Source organism: Bradyrhizobium sp. 137, from assembly GCF_023074095.1.
In the GTDB taxonomy this organism is placed as follows: Bacteria; Pseudomonadota; Alphaproteobacteria; order Rhizobiales; family Xanthobacteraceae; genus Bradyrhizobium.
This window is the reverse complement of record NZ_JADPKU010000021.1, coordinates 86,847-106,990: the sequence shown is the minus strand read 5'-3', so window position 1 is coordinate 106,990 and position 20,144 is coordinate 86,847. Positions and strand designations below refer to the sequence as shown.

Genomic DNA, 20,144 nt, shown 5'->3' with positions numbered 1-20,144 from the left:
TCCATTTGGCTGCGCCGGCTTTCGGCTTGGATGAGTTCGACGTTGAGAGAGCGGGCGAGCCGAGCCGTGACCTGCTCCTGTAGGGCCGTAAGATTTGACTGATCGCCGTCAAAGCGGTCCGACCAGACGTCGCGACCAGTCGACAGATCGGAAAGTGATACGTTCATACGGACCCGATCTCCGGCCCGCTGCACCGCGCCCTGTACCGCCCATCGGATACCAAGGTCCTTGCCGAGCGTCTTCAAATCGACCTGCTTATTCTTATAGGCGAAAGCCGTCCCGCGCCCGATCACGAACGCCTCGGGCATTTGCGCGAGAACTGTCGTCAGATCGGTCGTAATGCCGTCGGCGAAATAGTCCTGCTCCGCATCGTTGCTGAGATTTGCAAATGGCAGGACAACAAGGGATAAACGAGGAGCAACGTCGGGCCGGATCGTAGCCTGTTTCTGCGTTTTTTGGCTCTCCGGAAACACGTCTGTGCGGAGTGTCTTCCAAACGGTCCAGTAGCCAACTAGGCCACCCGCGATCGCGCCCACGGCAGCAATCGAGGCGAGCGCGCCGCCGATCAATTGCAATCGTGCCCGCAAGCGGACCTTTAAGCTGCGATCGGATGCGGGCTTTTCCCGTTCCTTCTCATCGGATGTCGGATTGTCCGGCTGCTCGTTATCGGATGGCGGTTTGCCAAGTGGGCCGTTGGAGACTTCCCAGTTTGTCACCATTGCCTCCCCACTCGGGCCAGCCGGCCGGACTTCCAACACTAGCAGAATTGCACAGCTTTAGGTTGGTCAAGGCTTCTGTCTCGTTGGCGCTGTTTGGTAAGTTGTCGCCTCGACAATCCGGTCTACGGAGCCCCGATAGAGGTCTGGTCTAGGTCACAAGCGGACGACCGCAGGCAGATCAGCCGTCCGTTCTCTCCTTCAAAGCGGACACTTGCTCCGCGATCAGCCGGGTCAGCATCGGGCCAAAACCGGACTCACGGTGCCATGTACATGCGTCGCGTAGTCTATTGCTGCGATCTGCTTTCAAGCAGCCGGTCGCGGACCTCCTCCGATACAAAGCGCTCCGCCCGCTGCCATGCCTCGTCGTTGTCGCCGCGGAACTGGAAGTATTTCCTAAACACGATGCGCTGGGATTTTGTATCGATAGCAACAGTCTGCGCAAACTGCACCAGCGTGCTCATCTTATGAAAGCCGCCGATGATCAGGATCTGCGCGCCGGCTTGTGACGCCGCGCGCAGCCGATCGCGCAACGTCGGTCCATCGGTCGGACAATTTGAAGCGCAGGAGGACGGCACAAGCTCAAAACGGTGGTCCGCTGTGACATCGTCCCGCAGCGCGGTCATGAAAGCCCGCAATCGCTTTTCATGCACGGCCGTCTGATCGGTGGGCTCGTTCGACGTGTCTCTATATTTGAAATCGTCGACGGAGACAGCCAAGGCGTGGCCGGCGGTCTCGGCGGATGCATCTGAGATGAGGCTGGATCCCAGGAACAGGCCGGCTGCGGTAACAGCGTGCAGGATTGAGCTGTGGCGCATGGCGATAACTCGATCTCCTCCGCTAAGTCCATCTTAGAAGATCGATTCTTTCCGTCTCCTGTCGAAGACATTAATCCTTGGTAACGCTACGCGGCCGCCCAGGGCAGCGCAGCGCTAATGTCCGCTTGCGGGTCCCGACCGGGACTCATGCAGCGCAGCAACTTTCAGGCTTCGCGTTGGCCACATGGCAAGACAATGCATCACGACGGGATGGGACTGAACGCTGGCTGGGACCCGACCATTGCTCGACGACCTCGTGCCCCTGAAGCAGGCACGAGGCTGAAATGTATGTCGAACGTCCGGGCAGTCTTGAGCGTCGGCTCAGGTCAACAAAACGTCCTGCTGTGGCGCGAAGATAAAATCCTGAGGTCTGAGTGCTTGCTCGCTATGCACCACCACGTCGTTGCCCGGACTGAACGTGATCGTGCTCTCGTGGCTTACAGGATCAAACGTTGAGATACTCAGATCACTGAAGTTCTCGATAGCGAGTGCAGAGACATCGATGTGATCGGCTCCCAAATTCGAGAGCCCCTGCCCGAAATCCTCGACCTTGTCGTGGCCGTTATCGAATTTGAACACGAACGTGTCGTTCCCACCTTCTGCGAAGCCAAGCATCGTCTGGGCATCGCCCCAGATGTCATCATTTCCGGTGCCGCTTACCAGCTTGTCATCGCCGCCGCGTGCGTAGTCGGACATGGACCGGGCATCGCCGACGAGAATGGTCTCGTAGCTGCCTGCCGGATGCGGACTCGGATCATCGCCGCCGACCAGCGTGTCGTTACCGCCGTCGGCGTGGCCTGACATGGTCGACGCATCCCCATACGCCTGGTTGACGAGCGAAGGGAATACGTTGCCACCGATATAGATGTCGTCGCCGCCAACGGCTCGATCTCCGATGTCGCCGCCGGCATCGCCATAGAAGACGTTCTGGTCTTGTGTGCCTGAGGCCTGGAACGTGTCATCGCCGCCCGCGGCGCTCTCAGACATATCGCCTGCGGCGTCGCCATAGAATGTACTTCCCCCCAGGCCCGTCTTGTTGAACGTGTCATCCCCGCCCCGGGCAGAACCTGACATGTTCCCGCCCGCGTCGCCCGAGAAGACATTTCGATCAGTTGGTGTTGCGTCGCTCGAGTCATTGAACGTGTCATTCCCGCCGGCGGCGGAGGCGGACATGCTTCCACCAGCATCGCCATAGACGAAATTGAACGGATTAAGCCCGCTCACCGCGAAGCTGTCGTTGCCGCCAGCCGCATGACCGGCCATGTCGCCGCCGGCGTCACCATAGAGATAGTTGTTGTACTCAAATCCGCTCGCAGTGAAGCTGTCATCGCCGCCGCGGGTATGACCAAACAGGCTTCCGCCGGCGTCGCCATAGAACACGAAATTACTGTCCGGTCCGATGGAACCAACGAATGTGTCGTTGCCGCCGGCCGCGTAATTGAACATGCTTCCGCCCGCGTCTCCATACACGGTGACTGTTTGAAGCCCGCCACCGGAAACGCCGAAATTGTCATCACCTCCGCGGGCTTGACCGGACATTGTATCGCCGGCGTCACCATAGGCATTCACTCGCACTTCGGGCGCAAAGCCCAGAGGTAACTCGACATTGAGGGTATCATTGCCGGCAATGGCTCGGTTCGAGATATTGCCTCCAGCATCACCGTACATGTTCAGAGTGAATGTCTCGCCGGAGGTCAGAGCAGATGCCGGCACCTGGGCAGACAACGTGTCGTCGCCGCCGCGGGCATCACCAGAAATGTCTTGCCCCGCATCTCCAAACAGGCTTCCGGAACCGGAGGTCAGCAACGTGTCATTGCCTCCGACTGCGTGGCCAAGCAAGTCCAGGCCAGCATCCCCGAACAGCGTGTTCGCCGGATCGGAACCAACCAGTGTTTGGGCTCCGCCATGCTGTCGTCCCTTGAGTGATCCACTCGTGTCGCCAAAGAGAATAGCCATGGGCCCCTCCCTCGTGGTTTGCGTTGATGCGCAGATGCATCGAAATGGCATACAACGTATCGTTGTTATAATTAAATCACGTTTTTAAACAAATTAAATCATCTATTTTCAATGCGCTTCTAAGTGGGCGAACTGCGGTGGCGCCCGGGAATCCCGTTGCGGCCACCTTCCCCTTGCCTCGATGCCGGCGCGCCCGGTTACGGCCGGCTGTCCGGCCGGGATGAGAACAGCATCTTCAACAGCATCTTCAGAAAATAACGCTGCCCACCGGTCCGCGTCGTGGCTGTTGACCCTCTCGACGAACTCGGAGTTCAACTCGGAAAAATTCTTGGGAAATACTCATAGACGCCTCCCATGACATGAGAGAACAATTTTGAGGTGATTAATTCGGCAAGCCATCTTCTATTGTGGTCGCGAAGGATTGGTCCAGGTCCTCCAGCATCAGACACGAAGCATGCGATGCGGCGGGTGCCCCGGGCTAACTGGCCTTTGGTGCGATACACCTTGCTGTATGTAAATGCGCGCCATGGCCGAAGTTGCCAGATTTTCCCGCAGGTCCAGCCAACGGGCCAAGTCTTAAATGAAGAGGGGCTGGCAATGCACTACGGCCGCGCGCACGAAGTTGTAGTTCTTCACGACCGCCTTGAAGCGCTCGTCTTTCAACTTGCCGAGCTGGAACAGTTGCGAGCGCAAGTGCTTTTAGCCGAGCAGAAGGCGGAGAGAACTGGAGGAAAGTGCGAACGCGGGGAGGCTCATGGAAAGCGCCAATTGCCTGCGAAATAGGGCCGCTGCCGGAAGGCAACAACCGGTGCTCCGGTCTGCGCCTCTTCTGCGGCAGGTAAGGGACATTACCAGCACAGAGGCAAGATTTTCGGCTCCGTCAGTTGAATTCAGGCGACCATAATGAGCCAGTATGTAGAGGCGCGTTACGCGCTCCTGATATTGCAAGAAGCGCGGGAGACCTGCGAAGATCGAGCAGCAATACTGCTCAACAATCTACTGCAAGACCTTAGGCCAGCACAGCAAGATGACCCGCACCGTGCCGGTGCGCTAGCTTCTATCCGGCATTTGGCGGTAATTTTACGTGAGCACCGGATGCCCGCATCGTCTTATTGGGAAGCGGCGCTAGACGCTGCGCACGCATGGCGAGACCATGCAGAGCGATGACGAGGCCTCGGCTCTGCGCTGTCGGGCGACAGTCGTTTTCCAAATGCGTCGCCGTCGGCAACATTTAGTCGTCTGTTCAGCGTCAAAACGCGACGCCGGCCCAGAGGCCCGAACGCCTGCGATGGGTCAAAAAGCGACATGACGGCGTTGTCTGCTTAGGTCTGCTTCCTCCCAAAGGGCGGCACTTGCGAGTACACGCCTTCCCCTCTTGTCCAACTTTCCTCCAGCCGGCGTATCGCAAACTCCTGCGATCATACTTACTTTGCCTCCATGAAAAAGATCGGATTCCTGTCCTTCGGACACTGGACGCCCTCGCCGCAGTCGCAGACCCGCTCGGCCGCGGACACGCTGCTACAATCGATCGAGCTTGCGGTTGCGGCGGAACAGCTCGGCTTGGACGGCGCCTATTTCCGCGTACATCACTTCGTCCGGCAGCTCGCATCACCCTTTCCGCTGCTCGCCGCCGTCGGCGCCAAGACCAGCAGGATCGAGATCGGCACGGCCGTGATCGACATGCGTTACGAGAACCCGCTCTACATGGTGGAGGACGCAGGAAGCGCCGACCTCATCGCCGGTGGGCGGCTCCAGCTCGGCATCAGCCGCGGCTCGCCCGAGCAGGTGATCGACGGCTGGCGCTATTTTGGCTATCGCCCGGCCGAGGGCCAGACCGATGCCGACATGGGCCGGCGCCACGCAGAAGTCTTCCTCGACCTGCTCCGCGGCGAGGGTTTTGCCGAGCCCAATCCGCAGCCAATGTTTCCCAATCCGCCCGGGCTGTTGCGCCTCGAGCCGCATGCGCAAGGCTTGCGCGAACGCATCTGGTGGGGTGCCGGCTCGAACGCCACCGCGGTGTGGGCAGCAAAGCTCGGCATGAACTTGCAGAGCTCGACGCTGAAGAACGACGAGACCGGCGAGGCTTTTCATGTGCAGCAGGCGGCGCAGATCCGCGCCTATCGCGCGGCGTGGAAAGAGGCGGGGCACAGCCGCGAGCCGCGCGTATCGGTGAGCCGCAGCATCTTCGCGCTGATCGACGATCGCGACCGCGCTTATTTCGGCGGGGAACGCGGAGGGGAGGATCAGATCGGCTTCATCGACCCGCGCACCCGCGCGATCTTCGGCCGCTCCTATTCGGCGGAGCCTGACGTGCTGGTCGAACAACTGCGCCAGGACGAGGCGATCGCGGAAGCGGACACGTTGCTGCTGACGATTCCGAACCAGCTCGGCGTCGCCTATTGCGTGCATGCGCTCGAGGCGATCCTGACTCAGGTGGCACCGGCGCTGGGGTGGCGGTGAGGCAAACGATCGCCAGCTGTCGCTCGTACGATGCCGTTCAGTTTTTGAAAACGTAGGGCTGACGAGTCGGCGAGGATTTCCTGCAGATATGCAGCCCCGGCATCTTTGCATTCAGAAACCGGGGCCTTTGCATTTAGTGCATGTGGCCAATGAGATAGATGCCACCGCCGACAACCAGGATCGCCGGCACGGCCCAAAGAATCAATACAGGCATTATCCTCTCCTCCGAATAACTGCTCCCGGGGAAGAAACAGGAAAAAACGGCAAACGTTCCGCGTTCCTGCGGAACGGCCGAGCTGATGGCGAGTTCATCGCAGCGCCGCATGAAGCGGCGAGGGAGAATGCGATGAAGAAGTTCATGCTGATTTCGGCCGCCGCTCTGCTCGTGTCGACGAGCGCGATAGCGCAAACCACCGTCACCACGACGACCGGCGCCGGACACCGCGCGACCGTGCAAATCGAGCCGGAATACCGCACCAAGATTCGATCTTACGTCACCGAGCACAAGATCCGTCCGGTCGAGACGCGCGAAAAGATCGTGGTCGGCTCGCCGGTCCCGCGCGATGTCGAGCTCGCGAGCGTGCCGAGCGATTGGGGCCCGTCGCTGACGAAGTATCGCTACGTCTATTCGGGTAACCGGGTCATGCTGGTGGACCCCGAGACCCGCATGGTGGTCCAGGAGGTGGATTAACTCCGCCGCGCGGCGGGCCGTGGAGGAGCGGCTCGCCGTGCATCCTGCTTTCATTTCGCGGTAGGGGGCCCGATGCCCATCATTCGATATTTCCTGTTTGCAGGCGCATTGGTCGTGGCGCTGCTCTTCGCACTCGATCGCAATCTGCCGCCACTTGGCGAGCGCTCCATCGGCCCGGAGGTCGACCGAAGCATCATTCGCATCCACTCCGCACGAGCCTTGCCTGAAAAAATCATCTTCGACACGTCCACTCAGATCGGCGCCACTGTCTCTTCGCCTCTGCTCGCCGCCGAGCCGCCCGCCCACATTGCGAGCAACGCATTGGCGATGGCCGAACCGCGGAAGCCAGAGACCAACACGCCCGCACCTCAGCGCGGCGCGACGCGAGCTGCCGGTCTCCGTTCAAATCGCGCGGCTCGCTCGGCGGCCTCGCGTCGACTCTACGATCGCCAGGTGATGGTCGGGGCATTTTGAGATGTGCTGATGCAGCGTGATCGCGGCGCAAGCGGCGCGCAGCCGTTCGCGCTCGCTCCAGATGAACGCCAGATGAATAAGAGGATGCGTGGCCTTGTTCGCGCATCGCGGAACTTCACTTCAGGTTGCGCAAAAGCGTCAACGTGTCCGACGCAAGGAACGTTTGCGTGTTTGCCAATTTATCCCGTGCCTGATTTGGCGATTTGTTTTTGGAAACCCTGGAGGAAATGGAAATGAGGATCCTGAAGCTTTCCGCGGCTGCGGCCGCACTGTTGGCCGGCACGGCACTCGCTGTTGCGCAATCGAGTTCGACGGTCGGTACCGGCGGCTCTTCGGCCGGCGGCGGCACCAGCAACTCGACGGTCGGAACCGGCGGTTCATCGGCCGGCTCGGGCAGCGGATCAGGCTCTGCGTCAACGCTGGGCACTGGCGGCTCGTCTGCGGGCGGCGGCACCAGCAGTTCGACTGTCGGTACCGGTGGCTCGGCGGCCGGCAGCGGCTCGGGAAGCGGCTCGGCCTCGACGCTCGGCACCGGCGGTTCGTCGGCTGGTGGCGGCAAGAGTTCGTCAAGCGTCGGCACCGGCGGCTCGGCGGCTGGCTCGGGCTCCAACTCCGCATCGACGGTCGGCACCGGTGGCTCTTCGGCCGGCGGCGGCAAGAGCGGCTCGACGGTCGGCGCGGCGGGCTCGTCTGCGGGCCATGCCAGCGACATGGGCATGGAGAAGGGCAAAGGCCACCACAAGGACGAGATGAAGAAGGACAAGGATTGAGCCTTTACCCGGAGCGGCAGCAATGCCGCTCCTTCGTCTTTGTTGGAGGAGGACGCGCATGAACAGATCAATCATAGCGATCGCAGCGTTGGCTTTGATGAGCGGCGCGGCTCAGGCAACAACCATGGAAAAGACAGGAAAGACAGCTTCGGGCGAGACCTGCAAGGTGACGGTCGAAAAGCACGCTGACGGCAGCATTACCGCGGTCGGCTCATCTGGCTCAGGCACGACCGGATCGACCTCATCGAGCGGTTCGCTCTCAAGCTCAAGCTCGGCCGGCGGTTCGTCGGTGCATGTGCAGGCCGGCGGCGGCAACGTCTCGAGCTCGTCGTCGACGGCGGGCGGTCCTGGCTCAACCAGTGCCAGCACCATCACCGTCAATGGCTGCACAATCTCGACCTCGTCACCCTAAATTTATAGAGGATTGAAACATGAGAAACTTACTCACGACCGCGGCGGTCGCGGCCCTGCTCGCTGCCGCTTCGCCGGTTCTTGCGCAGAAAAGCATCACGGGCGGAAGCGGCGGCTCGGCTGCCGCGGGCGGCACCTCCGCCTCGACCGTCGGCACCGGCGGCACGTCCACGTCGCCGACCGGCAGCACCGGCTCCTCGATCGCGGCCGGTGGAAGCGCCGCTTCCGTCAACGGCAAGTCCCAGACCGGCGTCAGCATGAACAAGGGCAACGGGCCCGTGCTGAATTCCAACGCGCGGGCGCAGGCCCATGAAGGCGGCACGTTCAGCCGCTCGCATACGCGCACCAAGGTCAAGGCCGGCGAAGAGGTCGGCTCGACCGCCAAGTCGATGTCGCATGTACCGGGCTCGAAGCCGACCATGTCGACGACATCGACGACGGCGCGCTAGGGCGTATCGGTTCTGGTTGAACCGAGGCTGCTTGGCTTGACGCGTTTTAGTCGCGAAGCGTATCTCGCTAGAAAACGCGCTCATCCTCACGACCTGCTGCCCGAGTCGCTCGGGCAGCCTTTTTGTGTTGGCCCGGTCAACCGGCACTCAGGCTGTGGCTGATGCGCGTCACGATGCCGTCCCATTGCCGCTTCTCGGCCGCCGGATAATTGATCAGCACGCAATGCACGTAGCGCCGCGAGAAATTGCAACGGTCGTACCAGATCTTGCCGCGCTTGATGCTGGAGACTACGAAAAATCTCGGTGTGATCCGTTTATAGATGATCCCGGACGGCGGATTTTTCCTGGCGAGAAATTCGGCGGGCGAGAGACCTTGATTGGGAACAGCTTGCACGGTGAGATCGGCGCGGCCATCGGAGGTGCGAAATTGCTGGCCGTACCCGTCGGGCTTTCCGGCGGGCTCGGTGAAAAGCGAGGCGGGAATGTCGGCCGACGTTCCGGATTCCGGAATCCGGTAGGTCGTCCAGCTGTCTGCCCCGGCAACCGACGATGTCGCACAGAGCGCGATGACCACAGCAGTTGCTGTCCTCATGTCGGCCTCATCAATGACGCGGCGCCAGTTGCAATTCCATCAAAGCGATCCTCTGCAAGGCGGCGGGGTTGCGCTCACCCGCACCGGCCGTGCGCAGGATGGATTCGGCGAGTGCATTGACGTGCGAGGAATGCACGGGCTCCGGCAGGGTCGCAATCGCAGCTTGCAGCGCGGTGGTCATCAACTCGATCACCTCAGGAGAAAACGCGGCATTGGCAAAGTTCTTCATCGGGTGGACCGTGCGAGCCGCCTGCTCAACGTCGGGAAAAAGTGGAAGTTCCTGCGGGGCGGCGAAGCCCGGCATCAATCCGAGAGCGCGACGCGGATGACTGGACAATGACAATTCGATGATGCCCGGCCCGCCGTTACAGAGCGTTCTTTGTGGCCATCATTCGAGACGCCCGCCTGTAGCGGGCTCTCAGGACGAGGGCTCGTCTCGCGGCGAAGGGCGATTTTACTCGCGCGACCTCAGAATAATGCGGCCTTCAGCGCCTGTCCGTAGATCATGGCGGCAACGAGGAAGAGTAGCGCCCACGCTCCGGCGAAGATCATGAGGATCTTCAAGGTCTCGACGTCGATGCTGGTTCTCATTGCACGGGATAGTGCTTTTGCCAGTGCAGCCATCATCGCCAGCTCCGGACCAGGCCGCGCGGAGCGCGGTCTGATTCGTCTAGCGTCATCGGGGGCGTTTGCGTGTGAAACAGATTACACGCGGCGGTCAGCTGAGTTCAGAAGAGCACTTATGCCGAAGACCATCATTGCTTCAGCTCAATGATGTGGCACCAAGTTCCAGGGACGGCTGTCGGACCGTGACATGGAGACGCTGGAACGAGAATGCGAAGCACGGCGTTCGCCCGAAGGAGTCCACCATGCCGACCAAACCGACCATCGCTCGCATCTGGCGCGGACGTACCCGCCGCGAGATCGCTGACGCCTACCAGGCCTATCTGCAAGCGGAGGGCATTCCGCCGCTGTTGAAGACGGCGCTCGGCGTGCAGCAGCTGCGCGAGGACCGCGATGAGGAGACGTGGTTCACGACCATGTCCTACTGGGGGGACGTCGAGGCCATGACAGCTTTCACCAAGGGCGAGCCGACCAAGGTGCATCATCTCGCGCGCGATCCGGAATTCCTGATCGAATTGCCGGAACGCATCGAGATCCACCGCATCCTGATCGACGAACAGGGGCTGCGGTGAATGCCGCCACGCGTATCCCGCCCAAGCGAGCCTCCGGTTCGGGATGCGATGTCGATTTTGACCACGGCGCCGTCGCGCGTCACCGTCCCTGATATTCGGCCCAGCAGTCCGCCGTTTCGTAAACGCGGACAGCCGAGATTTGCCGCACGCTCCGCTCCAGCCGGTCCCATATCCAGATCGCAATGTTCTCGGCCGTCGGATTCTCGAGCCCCTCGACGTCGTTGAGGCACCTGTGGTCCAACGCGCCCACGATGTCGGCGAAGCACTTCTCGAGATCAAAAAAGTCCACGACGAAGCCCGTGCGCGGGTCGACCGGTCCGTCGAGCTGAACCTCTACTCGGTAGGAATGACCATGCAGCCGGCTGCATCGGTGCGTCTCGGGCACCTTCGGCAGCCGATGCGCCGCCTCGAATTTGAATGCCTGCGATATCTTCATTTGGTTCCCGACAGGCGCGGCCGATCCGCGATCTCGGATGCCGGTTGCCTGACCGGCGTCAAGGAATGGCGCGCCCGGAACGATTCGAACGTCCGACCCTCAGATTCGTAGTCTGATGCTCTATCCAGCTGAGCTACGGGCGCGTTTTTCGCAAGCAGCGATGGCGGGCATGGCCCGCGACGCATCTCCCGGAGGGCCGGGAGGGGTGCGAAAGAGCGCTCTGACTAGCCGCTCTTGTCCCTGTTGGCAAGATCCGGGATGGGGAGATTTTGCAAGGAGATGACCGCCAGCATGGTCATTCCTGGGCTCGCGAAGCGAGAAGTGCGGAATCTCGCGCCGAAACCTCTGGATTCCGTGACCCTTCCTTTGGGCCGTCCCGGAATGACGGGAGACTGCCGGCTGGCCGGCTACGCCCGCGCCCGCTCGTTGCGGATGGAGAGCAGTTCCACGGGGCGATCGGGGATGACGATACGGAAGGTGGCGCCGATGGTGCCTTCGACGAGGTGGATGTCGCCGCCATGGGCGCGGACGAGCTCGGCGGCGATGGCAAGGCCAAGGCCGCTGCCGCCGGGGCGGCCGGAGGTCTGAAACGCCTCGAACAGGTGCTCCCGGGTTTTCTGGGGCACGCCCGGGCCGGTGTCGGAAACCTCCAGGATGGCGACCGCGCCCTCGCGTTTTCCGGTGATCCGGATCTGCTGCACGCCGCCGTCGCCGGACGAGGCATGGCTTTCCAGTGCCTGAGCGGCGTTACGGACGAGGTTGAGCAGCACGCGGAACAGTTGGTCGGGATCGGCATCGACGGCAAGCCCGCGCTCGATCGCCGAAACCCAGGCGATCGAGGCGTCGTTGGCGAGGCCAGCGGTCTCGCGCACCTCCAGCACCACCGGCTCGATCAGGATCATGCGGCGGTCTGGTGCGGCCTCCTGAGCGCGGCCATAGGACAACGTGGATTGGCAGAAGGCGATGGCGCGCTCGAGCGAGCGCACCAGTTTCGGCGCGAAGCGTTGCACCCGCGGATCCGGCACGCTGGCGAGTTGGTCCGACAAAAGCTGCGCCGAGGCCAGCAGGTTGCGCAGATCGTGGTTGATCTTGGAGACGGCGAGGCCGAGGGCGGCGAGCCGGCTCTTCTGATTCAGCATCGACATCAGGTCGCGCTGCATGTCGGACAATTCGCGCTCGGCCACCCCGATCTCGTCGCTGCGCTGGCTCGGCACGATGATCCGCGCCGAGCTCTCGGGATTCTCGTGGAAGCCGACCAGGCTCGCGGTGAGCCGCCGCATCGGGCGCACGAAGAGATAATGCAGAGCGAGATAGACGAGGCCGGCGGTCAGGGCCGCGATGATCAGCGCAACCACCACGACATTACGGGAGAACCGGTACATCTGCTGCCGCAGCGGCAGCTCGTCGGTGACGATCTCAATGAACTGGGCGTTGCCGACGCCCGGCCCAACGATGCGGATGGCCTGGTTGCCGGTCTCCAGCATCATCCGGAACGAGCCGGTGATCGCCTCCCACGCTGTCATGTCGCGCAGGTCGATGTCATGCTCGATGGCCGTGGGAAGGTTGTCGCTGGCGAGCAGCCGGCGCTGCTGGCCCATCTTGATGGCGACGGCGCGGGCATTGATGCTCTTCAATATCTGCCGCGACAGCGAATCGGGAACCATGCCGAGCGGCGCGGCATCCAGCACCAGCGCCGCCGTGTTGGCCGCCGCCACCCGGTCGTTGAGCCGGTTGACCCAGAAGTTGGCGATGGCGGGCACGTAAAGCAGGCTGGCCGCGATCATCACCAGCGGGACGGTAAGCAGCAGCAGCTTGCCTGACAGCCCGAGCCCGCGCGACCCGCGCGGCCGCATCGCCGGCTGGTCCGGCTGATCCAGATCCTGGATCGGCTGGCGATCTGTGGCTGCCACGAAATTCGCCCCTGTTGGCCTTGGCTAATGCAAGATGCGACCGGCCCCGGGCCCGGTCAAATTACGGATCGCTAATCTGCCGAGGTGAGATGTAAGCGCTGATAAAGCGAGTCGCTACCTCAAGGGTTAAAAACCCCGCACAAACAGCGATATTCACTGGAAACGCGCGCTTGTGCGGCGTTGACGAAAACAAGGCGCTCGCTTATAAGCCGCGCGAATTGTCCGCGATGACCCGGTGCGACACCGGGAGCGGCTCTCTTAGGGCCGGAAAAGGGCCCGTTTTGGGCCGCATCTTCCGGACTTTACCATCAATTCTACAGGCAAATTGCCCGGTCAGCGGAGAAAAACCCGTGAAGCGGACTTATCAACCCAGCAAACTGGTGCGCAAGCGCCGTCACGGCTTCCGTGCCCGTCTCGCCACGGCCGGCGGCCGCAAGGTTCTCGCCGCCCGCCGCTCCCGCGGCCGCAAGCGTCTGAGCGCCTGAGCCGGACCCCCTTTTTCCGGGATTCATCATGGATCGGCTGAGGCAGCGGGCGGATTTCCTCGCCGTTGCCAATGGCGCGCGGGTGAATAGTCCCGCGTTCGTCCTGCAAAGCCGCCGCCGGGACGACGGCGGTCCGATCCGGATCGGCTTTACCGCTACCAAAAAGAACGGCAACGCCCCCGAGCGCAATCGTATCCGGCGCCGGCTTCGCGAACTGGTGAAGCGGCTAGATCCGGTGTCGATGCAACCCCATCATGATTATGTGCTGGTCGGACGAAGGGACGCGCTCTCGCGCGACTTCGCGACCATGCTCGACGATCTGCGCATAGCATTCGCGAAGCCCGCGCGGCATACGCCCAAGGGACCGGCGAAGGCCGCGCCCCGCGATAAGCCGCAAACCGGATTGATGACGAGAGAATGATGACCGACAATCGCAACACCATCCTCGCCGTCATTCTGTCCGGCCTGGTGCTGATCGCCTGGCAGTATTTCTACAACGTGCCGCAGATGGAGAAGCAGCGCGCCCAGCAGCAGACGCAGGCCGAGCTCCAGAAAGGCACACCGCAGCCGACGGCGTCGGCGACGCCGGGTGCCGCGCCGCAGGCGGGCGGCACTCCCTCGGCTCCCCCTGTCGCGAACCAGCCGGCCCAGCCGATCGTCAGCCGCGAGGCCGCGATTGCAGCCTCCCCTCGCGTCAAGATCGAAACGCCTCGTTTGACCGGCAGCATTTCCTTGAAAGGCGCGCGCATCGACGACCTTGCGCTCGTGCAGTATCGAGAAACGGTCGACCCGAAGTCGCCGCCGATCATCCTCTATTCGCCCTCGGGCACGGCGGAGCCGTATTACGCCGAATTTGGTTGGGTGGCCGCGACAAGCGACACGAAGGTGCCTGACCGGACCACCGACTGGCAGCAGGAGGGCTCCAACAGCCTGACGCCATCCACGCCGCTGGTGCTGAAATTTGATAACGGTCAGGGCCTCACCTTCCGCCGCACCATCACGATCGACGACCGCTACCTGTTCAGCATCAAGGACGAGGTGACCAATGTCGGGAACGCGCCGGTCAAGCTCTTTCCGTTCGCATTGATCTCGCGCCACGGCACGCCGCAAGTCTCAGGCTACTACATCCTGCATGAAGGCCTCATCGGCTACCTCGGCGACCAGGGCTTGCAAGAGAAGGCTTATAAGGCCGTCAGCGAGGCCCCTGCGATTGGCAACGGCGGACACGGATTCGAATTCAACAAGGTCACCAATGCCTGGCTCGGCATTACGGACAAATACTGGGCATCCGCGCTCCTTCCCGACACGTCGGCAACGCTCAAGGCACGTTTCGTCGCCGAACCAGGTACCCAGATCCGATACCAGACCGACTATCTGCAAGATGCGCAGACCGTCGCAATCGGCGGCACGACGACAGCCAACACGCGGCTGTTCGCGGGCGCCAAGGAAGCCGGCGTGGTCGGCATCAACTTCCCGCTCGCAGGCCTCGGCGGCTACAACAAGGAGCTCGGCCTCAACCATTTCGATCTCTTGATCGACTGGGGCTGGTTCTACTTCATCACCAAGCCGATGTTTCTCGGCCTCGACTTCTTCTATCGCTTCTTCGGCAATTTCGGCATCTCGATCCTGCTCGTCACCGTGATCGTGAAGCTGTTGTTCTTCCCGCTGGCGAACAAGTCCTACGCCTCCATGGCGAAGATGAAGTCGATCCAGCCGCAGCTTCAGGCGCTGAAGGAGCGCTACCCCGACGACAAGGTGAAGCAGCAGCAGGAGATGATGGAGATCTACCGCAAGGAGAAGATCAACCCGGTCGCCGGTTGTCTTCCCGTGGTGATCCAGATCCCGGTGTTCTTCTCGCTCTACAAGGTGCTGTTCGTCACCATCGAGATGCGGCACGCACCGTTCTATGGCTGGATCAAGGACCTCTCGGCGCCCGATCCGACCAACCTGTTCAACCTGTTCGGACTGATCCCGTTCGACCCGACCACGATTCCCGTGTTCGGCCACTATCTCGCGCTCGGCATCTGGCCGATCATCATGGGCATCACGATGTGGTTCCAGATGAAGCTGAATCCGACGCCGCCGGATCCGACGCAGCAGATCATCTTCAACTGGATGCCGCTGATCTTCACCTTCATGCTGGCCGGCTTCCCGGCGGGCCTCGTGATCTACTGGGCCTGGAACAACCTGCTCTCGGTGGTCCAGCAGAGCTACATCATGCGCCGCAACGGCGTGAAGGTGGAGCTGTTCGATAATCTCAAGGCGACGTTCGCGAGGAAAGCGACGTAAGCCGAGGACTTCGAACCTCATCCTGAGGAGCGGCCGCAAGGCCGCATCTCGAAGGATGGCGACGGGCTCCCGGGCCTGCATGGTTCGAGACGGCGCTTGCGCGCCTCCTCGCCATGAGGAACTAGCACTGGGCCTTGAGCATGACCGACGACAAAGATGCGAAGCTGATCGAGGCCGGGCGCAAGCTGTTCGCGCGCGACTGGCAGTTCATCTGGGCCTCGCCCTCGATTGCCACGTTGCCGCCGATGGCGGGGCTGGAGATCGCCTTTGCCGGCCGCTCCAATGTCGGCAAGTCCAGCCTGATCAACGCGCTCACGGGGCGCAATGCGCTGGCGCGCACCTCGCATACGCCGGGCCGCACCCAGGAGCTGATCTTCTTCGAGGTTCCGGGAAAGAGTGACCTGCGCCTCGTCGACATGCCCGGCTACGGCTACGCCAAGGCGCCCAAGAGCCAGGTCGCGTCCTGGACCGAGTTGATCCACAAATTTCTGCTGGGACGTGCCTCACTCGCGCGCGTCTACGTGCTCATCGACGCGCGACATGGTCTCAAGGACGTCGATCTCGAGGTTCTGAAGACACTCGACCGCTCCGCCGTCAGCTACCAGATCGTGCTGACCAAGGCCGACCAGGTGAAGGCGTCCGAGCTGCAATCGCGCATCGCCGAGACCGAGGCCGCGCTGGCCAAGCATCCGGCTGCATTCCCGAACGTGCTCGCGACCTCGTCGCGGAGTTCGACCGGCATCGCCGAGCTGCGCGCCGCCATGGCGAAGCTCTTGGAAGAGCGGGCCGCCTGATGACGGCACAACGCCTGCTGATTGGGCTTGCCGGCTTGATGGGCGCCGCCGGCGTTGCGCTGGCGGCCGCCTCCGCGCATGGCGGCGATGCGAGCCGGCTGGCATCTGCCAGCGCCATGCTGCTGTTTCATGCGACTGCCATACTCACAACCGTCGCCTTGCTCGCGCGCGGCCTTCTGCATGGCGGAATTGGCCTCGTTGCCGCGTTCGGCCTTGCAGCGGGCGCCGCGCTGTTCGCGGGCGATCTCACCTTGCGGCAAATATGCGGGATCTGGGCTATTTCCGTATGCAGCGCCGACGGGTGGAACGGTGATGATCTTGGGCTGGCTGGCGGTGAGCGTGGCGGCGGTGGCGGTGAAGACGTAGCTCTCTTTCTTACGCTCCCCCTGGGAGGGGAGGGTCGCTACGCATGCAGCGAAGCGAAATGCGTCGCAGGGTCGGGTGACAGTCTCTCCACAGAAGCGGCGCCCGTGTGGAGAGATCGCCCACCCCGCTCGCGCTGCGCGCGATCGACCCTCCCCCTCCAGGGGAGGGTAAGAGCACTTTGCGCCACGCCCGCCAATCGGATAGAACGCAGCCCGCGTTAGTCCCGCCAGCGAGATCCGCCTCATGACCGACATCTCCCCGCTCGACCAGGCCCGCATCCTGTCCGAAGCGTTGCCGCACATGCAGCAGTATGACGAGGAAACCATCGTCATCAAATATGGCGGCCATGCCATGGGCGACGAGGAGACCGCCAAGAACTTTGCGCGCGACATCGTGCTGCTGGAGCAGACCGCGATCAACCCGGTGGTGGTACATGGCGGCGGGCCGCAGATCGCGACCATGCTCAAGCGCCTCGGCATTGTCTCGGAATTCGCCGCCGGCCTGCGCATCACCGATGCCGCGACCATCGAGATCGTCGAGATGGTGCTTGCCGGCTCCGTCAACAAGCAGATCGTCGGATACATCAACGAAGCTGGCGGCAAGGCCGTGGGTCTGTCGGGCAAAGACGGCAACATGGTGAAAGCGTCAAAGACGACGCGGACCATCATCGATCCGGACTCGAACATCGAGAAGGCGATCGATCTCGGATTCGTCGGCGATCCCGAGAAGGTCGATCTCACCCTGCTCAACCAGCTGATCGGCTACGAGCTGATCCCGGTGCTGGCGCCGCTCGCGACCTCTCAGGACGGCCAGACGCTGAATATCAACGCCGACACGTTTGCGGGTGCGGTGGCCGGCGCGCTCAAGGCCAAGCGCCTCTTGCTACTCACCGACGTGCCTGGCGTGCTCGACAAGTCCAAGAAGCTGATACCGCAATTGTCCGTCAAGGACGCACGAAAGCTGATCGCCGACGGCACCATTTCCGGCGGCATGATCCCGAAGGTCGAGACCTGCATCTACGCGCTCGAACAGGGCGTGCAGGGCGTCGTCATCATCGACGGCAAGATGCAGCATGCGGTGCTGCTCGAGCTCTTCACCAACCAAGGCACGGGAACGCTGATCCACAAGTGATGCGGGAACGGGCAAGGAAAGAGGGCGTCATGCCCGGGCTTGTCCCGCCTGCGCGGCCGAAGCCGCTTCGGCGAGGCGAAGGCCCGGCCATCCACGGCTCTCGCATTGCTCGGTCATTCCGGAGCGCCCGAAGGGCGAATCCGGAATCTCGAGATTCCGGGTTCGATGCTTCGCATCGCCCCGGAATGACTGGATCGCAGCACCGCCGCTCGCCCCTCGCCCGCTTCCTGATGACGCTGCCTGCTGCAGCCGCCTCGTTCTTCTCCTCCGCGCCGGCCTTTGCGGACCTCAAGATCTGCAACCGCATGTCCTATGTCGTCGAGGCCGCGATCGGCATCGACGACAAGGCGGCGACCGCGACGCGGGGCTGGTTCAGGATCGATCCCGCCACCTGCCGCGTGGTGGTGCAGGGCATGCTGACCGCCGACCGCATCCTGCTCAATGCGCGCGCGCTCGGTGTCTATGGCGCCTCGCCGATTCCGCAGAACGGCCGCGACATGCTGTGCGTGGCGCAAGACAATTTCGTCATCGCGGCGGCGCGGCAGTGCCGCAGCGGCCAGACCCAGGCCGCGTTCACGCAGGTGACACCGACGCAAGGCGCGGACGGCAACCTCATTGCCTATCTCGCCGAGGATTCCGAATATGACGACGAGCAGGCGCGCCTCGCCGGCATTCAGCGGCTGCTGGTGATCGCGGGCTATGACGTCGGCGCGATCGACGGCGTCGATGGGCCGAAGACGCAGGCCGCGCTGGCTGCCTTTTTGAAGGGCCGCGGGCTGTCCTCCGACGTCGTGTCGTCGCCGAATGTCTTCAAGAGCATGGTCGATGCGGTGCAGACGCCGTCGACCACCGGCCTCACCTGGTGCAACGACACGCCGCACAAGGTGATGGCGGCGGTCGCGACCGACGACGGCAAATCGGTGACGAGCCGCGGCTGGTATCGCATCGATCCAAAGACATGCCTGCATCCTGATGTGACCGGCCAGCCCAGGCAGATCTTCAGCTTCGCGGAAGCGGTCGATGCCGACAACCGCGTCATCAAGCTGAAGGACCGGCCGCTGAACTGGGGCGGCGACAAGCAGCTCTGCACGCGCGAGACCAAATTCGAGACGAGCGAGCAGACCGATTGCGGCGCGCGCGGATTTGCGGCAACGGGGTTTGGGGCGGTGGATGTGTCGAGCGGCGGCAAGACGCTGCGGTTTGCGATGCCGTGAGGAAATGGCGTGATGACGCTACATAGACCGGTGTCGTCCTGGCAAAAGCCAGGACCGATTAACCCAGGATTGGGTTTGGCGAAGAACGACAACCAGAATGCCCCCATCGATGCGCCGCGGAGTAGGGGTCTGACTTTGGCCAGCACGACAATTGAGGGCCGGGCGGCTGCGCGCGCAACAGATAGAGAATCTTGATGAAATCCCCCCGCACCTTCGCCCACATCGACACCTGGGTGTTCGATCTCGACAACACGCTCTATCCGCATCACGTCAATCTGTGGCAGCAGGTCGATGCGCGGATCGGTGAGTTCGTGTCGAGCTGGTTGAACGTGACCCCGGAGGAAGCGCGCAAGATTCAGAAGGACTATTACCTGCGCTTCGGCACCACCATGCGCGGCATGATGACCCTGCACGGCGTCTCCGCCGACGACTACCTCGCCTACGTCCACAAGATCGACCACTCGCCGCTGGAGCCGAACCCGGCGCTCAGTGCAGCCATCGCTGGACTGCCTGGCCGCAAGCTGATCCTGACCAACGGCTCGGTCGACCATGTCGATGCGGTGCTGGCGCGGCTCGGCTTCGCCTCGCATTTCGACGGCGTGTTCGACATCATCGCCGCCGAGTTCGAGCCCAAGCCGGCGCCGCAGACCTACCGCAAATTCCTCAGCCAGCACGCCGTCGATCCGACCCGCGCCGCCATGTTCGAGGATCTCGCCCGCAACCTCACCGTCCCGCACCAACTCGGCATGACCACGGTGCTCGTGGTGCCCGACGGCGCGAAAGAGGTGGTGCGCGAGGACTGGGAGCTGGAGGGCCGCGACGCCGCTCATGTCGATCACGTCACGGATGATCTGACGGGGTTTTTGGCCAAGCTGTCACGGTAGGCCTTATCGCTCAACCATGCATCGTCATACCGGGGCGCCCGAAGGGCGAACCCGGAATCTCGAGATTCCGGGTTCGATGCTTCGCATCGCCCCGGAATGACG

The 20,144-nt window shown here is 62.5% G+C and carries 22 protein-coding genes, 1 tRNA gene and 2 pseudogenes; 14 read left to right on the top strand and 11 right to left on the bottom strand.

Annotated elements, in window-relative coordinates; translation table 11 throughout:
• The 4 genes and pseudogenes from IVA78_RS04335 to IVA78_RS34525 all read right to left on the bottom strand — a co-directional run.
• A pseudogene (locus IVA78_RS04335) lies at nt 1–719 on the bottom strand (adenylate cyclase); the annotation flags it as partial.
• A gap of 284 nt (nt 720–1,003) precedes the next feature.
• Nucleotides 1,004–1,534, bottom strand: a complete 531-nt coding sequence (locus tag IVA78_RS04330) for a DUF2380 domain-containing protein (RefSeq protein WP_247464585.1) — start codon at nt 1,532–1,534, stop codon at nt 1,004–1,006.
• Nucleotides 1,535–1,855: 321 nt separating this feature from the next.
• Complete coding sequence (locus IVA78_RS04325) at nt 1,856–3,490, bottom strand: hypothetical protein (RefSeq protein ID WP_247464582.1); 1,635 nt, start codon at nt 3,488–3,490, stop codon at nt 1,856–1,858.
• Between the two features lie 108 nt (nt 3,491–3,598).
• Nucleotides 3,599–3,805 carry a nuclear transport factor 2 family protein gene (locus IVA78_RS34525; RefSeq protein ID WP_346275284.1) on the bottom strand — a complete coding sequence of 69 codons (207 nt, stop codon included), beginning with the start codon at nt 3,803–3,805 and terminating at the stop codon, nt 3,599–3,601.
• Nucleotides 3,806–4,927: 1,122 nt separating this feature from the next.
• On the opposite strand from IVA78_RS34525, the gene IVA78_RS04320 reads away from it, so the two are divergent.
• The 4 genes from IVA78_RS04320 (at nt 4,928) to IVA78_RS04305 (ending at nt 7,885) form a co-directional block, all read left to right on the top strand.
• Nucleotides 4,928–5,950, top strand: coding sequence for an LLM class flavin-dependent oxidoreductase (locus IVA78_RS04320; RefSeq protein WP_247464579.1), 1,023 nt, complete (start codon nt 4,928–4,930; stop codon nt 5,948–5,950).
• Nucleotides 5,951–6,296: 346 nt separating this feature from the next.
• A complete protein-coding gene (locus IVA78_RS04315) occupies nt 6,297–6,641 on the top strand; it encodes a DUF1236 domain-containing protein (protein WP_247464575.1) in 345 nt (114 codons plus the stop codon).
• A gap of 114 nt (nt 6,642–6,755) precedes the next feature.
• Nucleotides 6,756–7,115 carry a hypothetical protein gene (locus IVA78_RS04310; RefSeq protein WP_247464572.1) on the top strand — a complete coding sequence of 120 codons (360 nt, stop codon included), beginning with the start codon at nt 6,756–6,758 and terminating at the stop codon, nt 7,113–7,115.
• A gap of 233 nt (nt 7,116–7,348) precedes the next feature.
• Nucleotides 7,349–7,885, top strand: coding sequence for a hypothetical protein (locus IVA78_RS04305; protein ID WP_247302797.1), 537 nt, complete (start codon nt 7,349–7,351; stop codon nt 7,883–7,885).
• A 111-nt stretch (nt 7,886–7,996) separates the two neighbouring features.
• Here the strand turns inward: IVA78_RS04305 and IVA78_RS04300 are convergent, their stop codons facing one another.
• Nucleotides 7,997–8,266 (bottom strand): hypothetical protein, encoded by a 270-nt coding sequence (locus tag IVA78_RS04300; RefSeq protein ID WP_247464569.1) that lies wholly within the window; start codon nt 8,264–8,266, stop codon nt 7,997–7,999.
• A 50-nt stretch (nt 8,267–8,316) separates the two neighbouring features.
• Here IVA78_RS04300 and IVA78_RS04295 point away from each other — a divergent pair, with 50 nt between their 5' ends.
• Complete coding sequence (locus tag IVA78_RS04295; RefSeq protein WP_247464568.1) at nt 8,317–8,745, top strand: hypothetical protein; 429 nt, start codon at nt 8,317–8,319, stop codon at nt 8,743–8,745.
• Nucleotides 8,746–8,881: 136 nt separating this feature from the next.
• Here IVA78_RS04295 and IVA78_RS04290 read toward each other — a convergent pair whose 3' ends face one another.
• The 3 genes from IVA78_RS04290 to IVA78_RS04280 form a co-directional block, all read right to left on the bottom strand.
• A complete protein-coding gene (locus IVA78_RS04290; protein WP_247464565.1) occupies nt 8,882–9,337 on the bottom strand; it encodes a hypothetical protein in 456 nt (151 codons plus the stop codon).
• Nucleotides 9,338–9,347: 10 nt separating this feature from the next.
• The gene (locus IVA78_RS04285) at nt 9,348–9,566 is read right to left on the bottom strand and encodes a hypothetical protein (protein WP_247464601.1); all 219 of its coding nucleotides are present in this window, start codon (nt 9,564–9,566) and stop codon (nt 9,348–9,350) included.
• A 239-nt stretch (nt 9,567–9,805) separates the two neighbouring features.
• The gene (locus IVA78_RS04280) at nt 9,806–9,964 is read right to left on the bottom strand and encodes a hypothetical protein (RefSeq protein WP_247464562.1); all 159 of its coding nucleotides are present in this window, start codon (nt 9,962–9,964) and stop codon (nt 9,806–9,808) included.
• A 242-nt stretch (nt 9,965–10,206) separates the two neighbouring features.
• Here IVA78_RS04280 and IVA78_RS04275 point away from each other — a divergent pair, with 242 nt between their 5' ends.
• Complete coding sequence (locus IVA78_RS04275) at nt 10,207–10,533, top strand: hypothetical protein (protein ID WP_247464560.1); 327 nt, start codon at nt 10,207–10,209, stop codon at nt 10,531–10,533.
• Between the two features lie 79 nt (nt 10,534–10,612).
• Here IVA78_RS04275 and queD read toward each other — a convergent pair whose 3' ends face one another.
• From queD to IVA78_RS04260, 3 genes are all read right to left on the bottom strand, one after another.
• A complete protein-coding gene (queD, locus tag IVA78_RS04270; protein ID WP_247464557.1) occupies nt 10,613–10,969 on the bottom strand; it encodes a 6-carboxytetrahydropterin synthase QueD in 357 nt (118 codons plus the stop codon).
• A 66-nt stretch (nt 10,970–11,035) separates the two neighbouring features.
• Nucleotides 11,036–11,112: transfer RNA gene (locus IVA78_RS04265), tRNA-Arg, on the bottom strand.
• 264 nt (nt 11,113–11,376) lie between these two features.
• Nucleotides 11,377–12,822: a HAMP domain-containing sensor histidine kinase gene (locus IVA78_RS04260; protein ID WP_247464599.1), complete on the bottom strand. Its 1,446-nt coding sequence runs from the start codon at nt 12,820–12,822 to the stop codon at nt 11,377–11,379.
• A gap of 407 nt (nt 12,823–13,229) precedes the next feature.
• Here IVA78_RS04260 and rpmH point away from each other — a divergent pair, with 407 nt between their 5' ends.
• The 8 genes and pseudogenes from rpmH (at nt 13,230) to IVA78_RS04220 (ending at nt 20,042) form a co-directional block, all read left to right on the top strand.
• Nucleotides 13,230–13,364, top strand: coding sequence for a 50S ribosomal protein L34 (rpmH, locus tag IVA78_RS04255; protein ID WP_212501943.1), 135 nt, complete (start codon nt 13,230–13,232; stop codon nt 13,362–13,364).
• Between the two features lie 28 nt (nt 13,365–13,392).
• Complete coding sequence (gene rnpA, locus IVA78_RS04250) at nt 13,393–13,785, top strand: ribonuclease P protein component (protein WP_247464555.1); 393 nt, start codon at nt 13,393–13,395, stop codon at nt 13,783–13,785.
• Nucleotides 13,785–15,653, top strand: a complete 1,869-nt coding sequence (gene yidC, locus IVA78_RS04245; protein WP_247281532.1) for a membrane protein insertase YidC — start codon at nt 13,785–13,787, stop codon at nt 15,651–15,653. The genes rnpA and yidC overlap by 1 nt, the downstream gene beginning before the upstream one ends.
• Nucleotides 15,654–15,793: 140 nt before the next feature.
• Nucleotides 15,794–16,447: a ribosome biogenesis GTP-binding protein YihA/YsxC gene (yihA, locus tag IVA78_RS04240; RefSeq protein WP_247464552.1), complete on the top strand. Its 654-nt coding sequence runs from the start codon at nt 15,794–15,796 to the stop codon at nt 16,445–16,447.
• A pseudogene (locus IVA78_RS04235) lies at nt 16,447–16,813 on the top strand (DUF423 domain-containing protein). The gene yihA and the pseudogene IVA78_RS04235 overlap by 1 nt, the downstream one beginning before the upstream one ends.
• Nucleotides 16,814–17,056: 243 nt before the next feature.
• Nucleotides 17,057–17,944, top strand: a complete 888-nt coding sequence (gene argB, locus IVA78_RS04230; RefSeq protein WP_247276433.1) for an acetylglutamate kinase — start codon at nt 17,057–17,059, stop codon at nt 17,942–17,944.
• A 230-nt stretch (nt 17,945–18,174) separates the two neighbouring features.
• Complete coding sequence (locus IVA78_RS04225; RefSeq protein ID WP_247464595.1) at nt 18,175–19,158, top strand: DUF1036 domain-containing protein; 984 nt, start codon at nt 18,175–18,177, stop codon at nt 19,156–19,158.
• A 194-nt stretch (nt 19,159–19,352) separates the two neighbouring features.
• Entirely contained in the window at nt 19,353–20,042 is a 690-nt protein-coding gene (locus IVA78_RS04220; RefSeq protein ID WP_247464535.1) for a pyrimidine 5'-nucleotidase, read from the top strand.
• Nucleotides 20,043–20,144 lie beyond the last annotated feature (102 nt).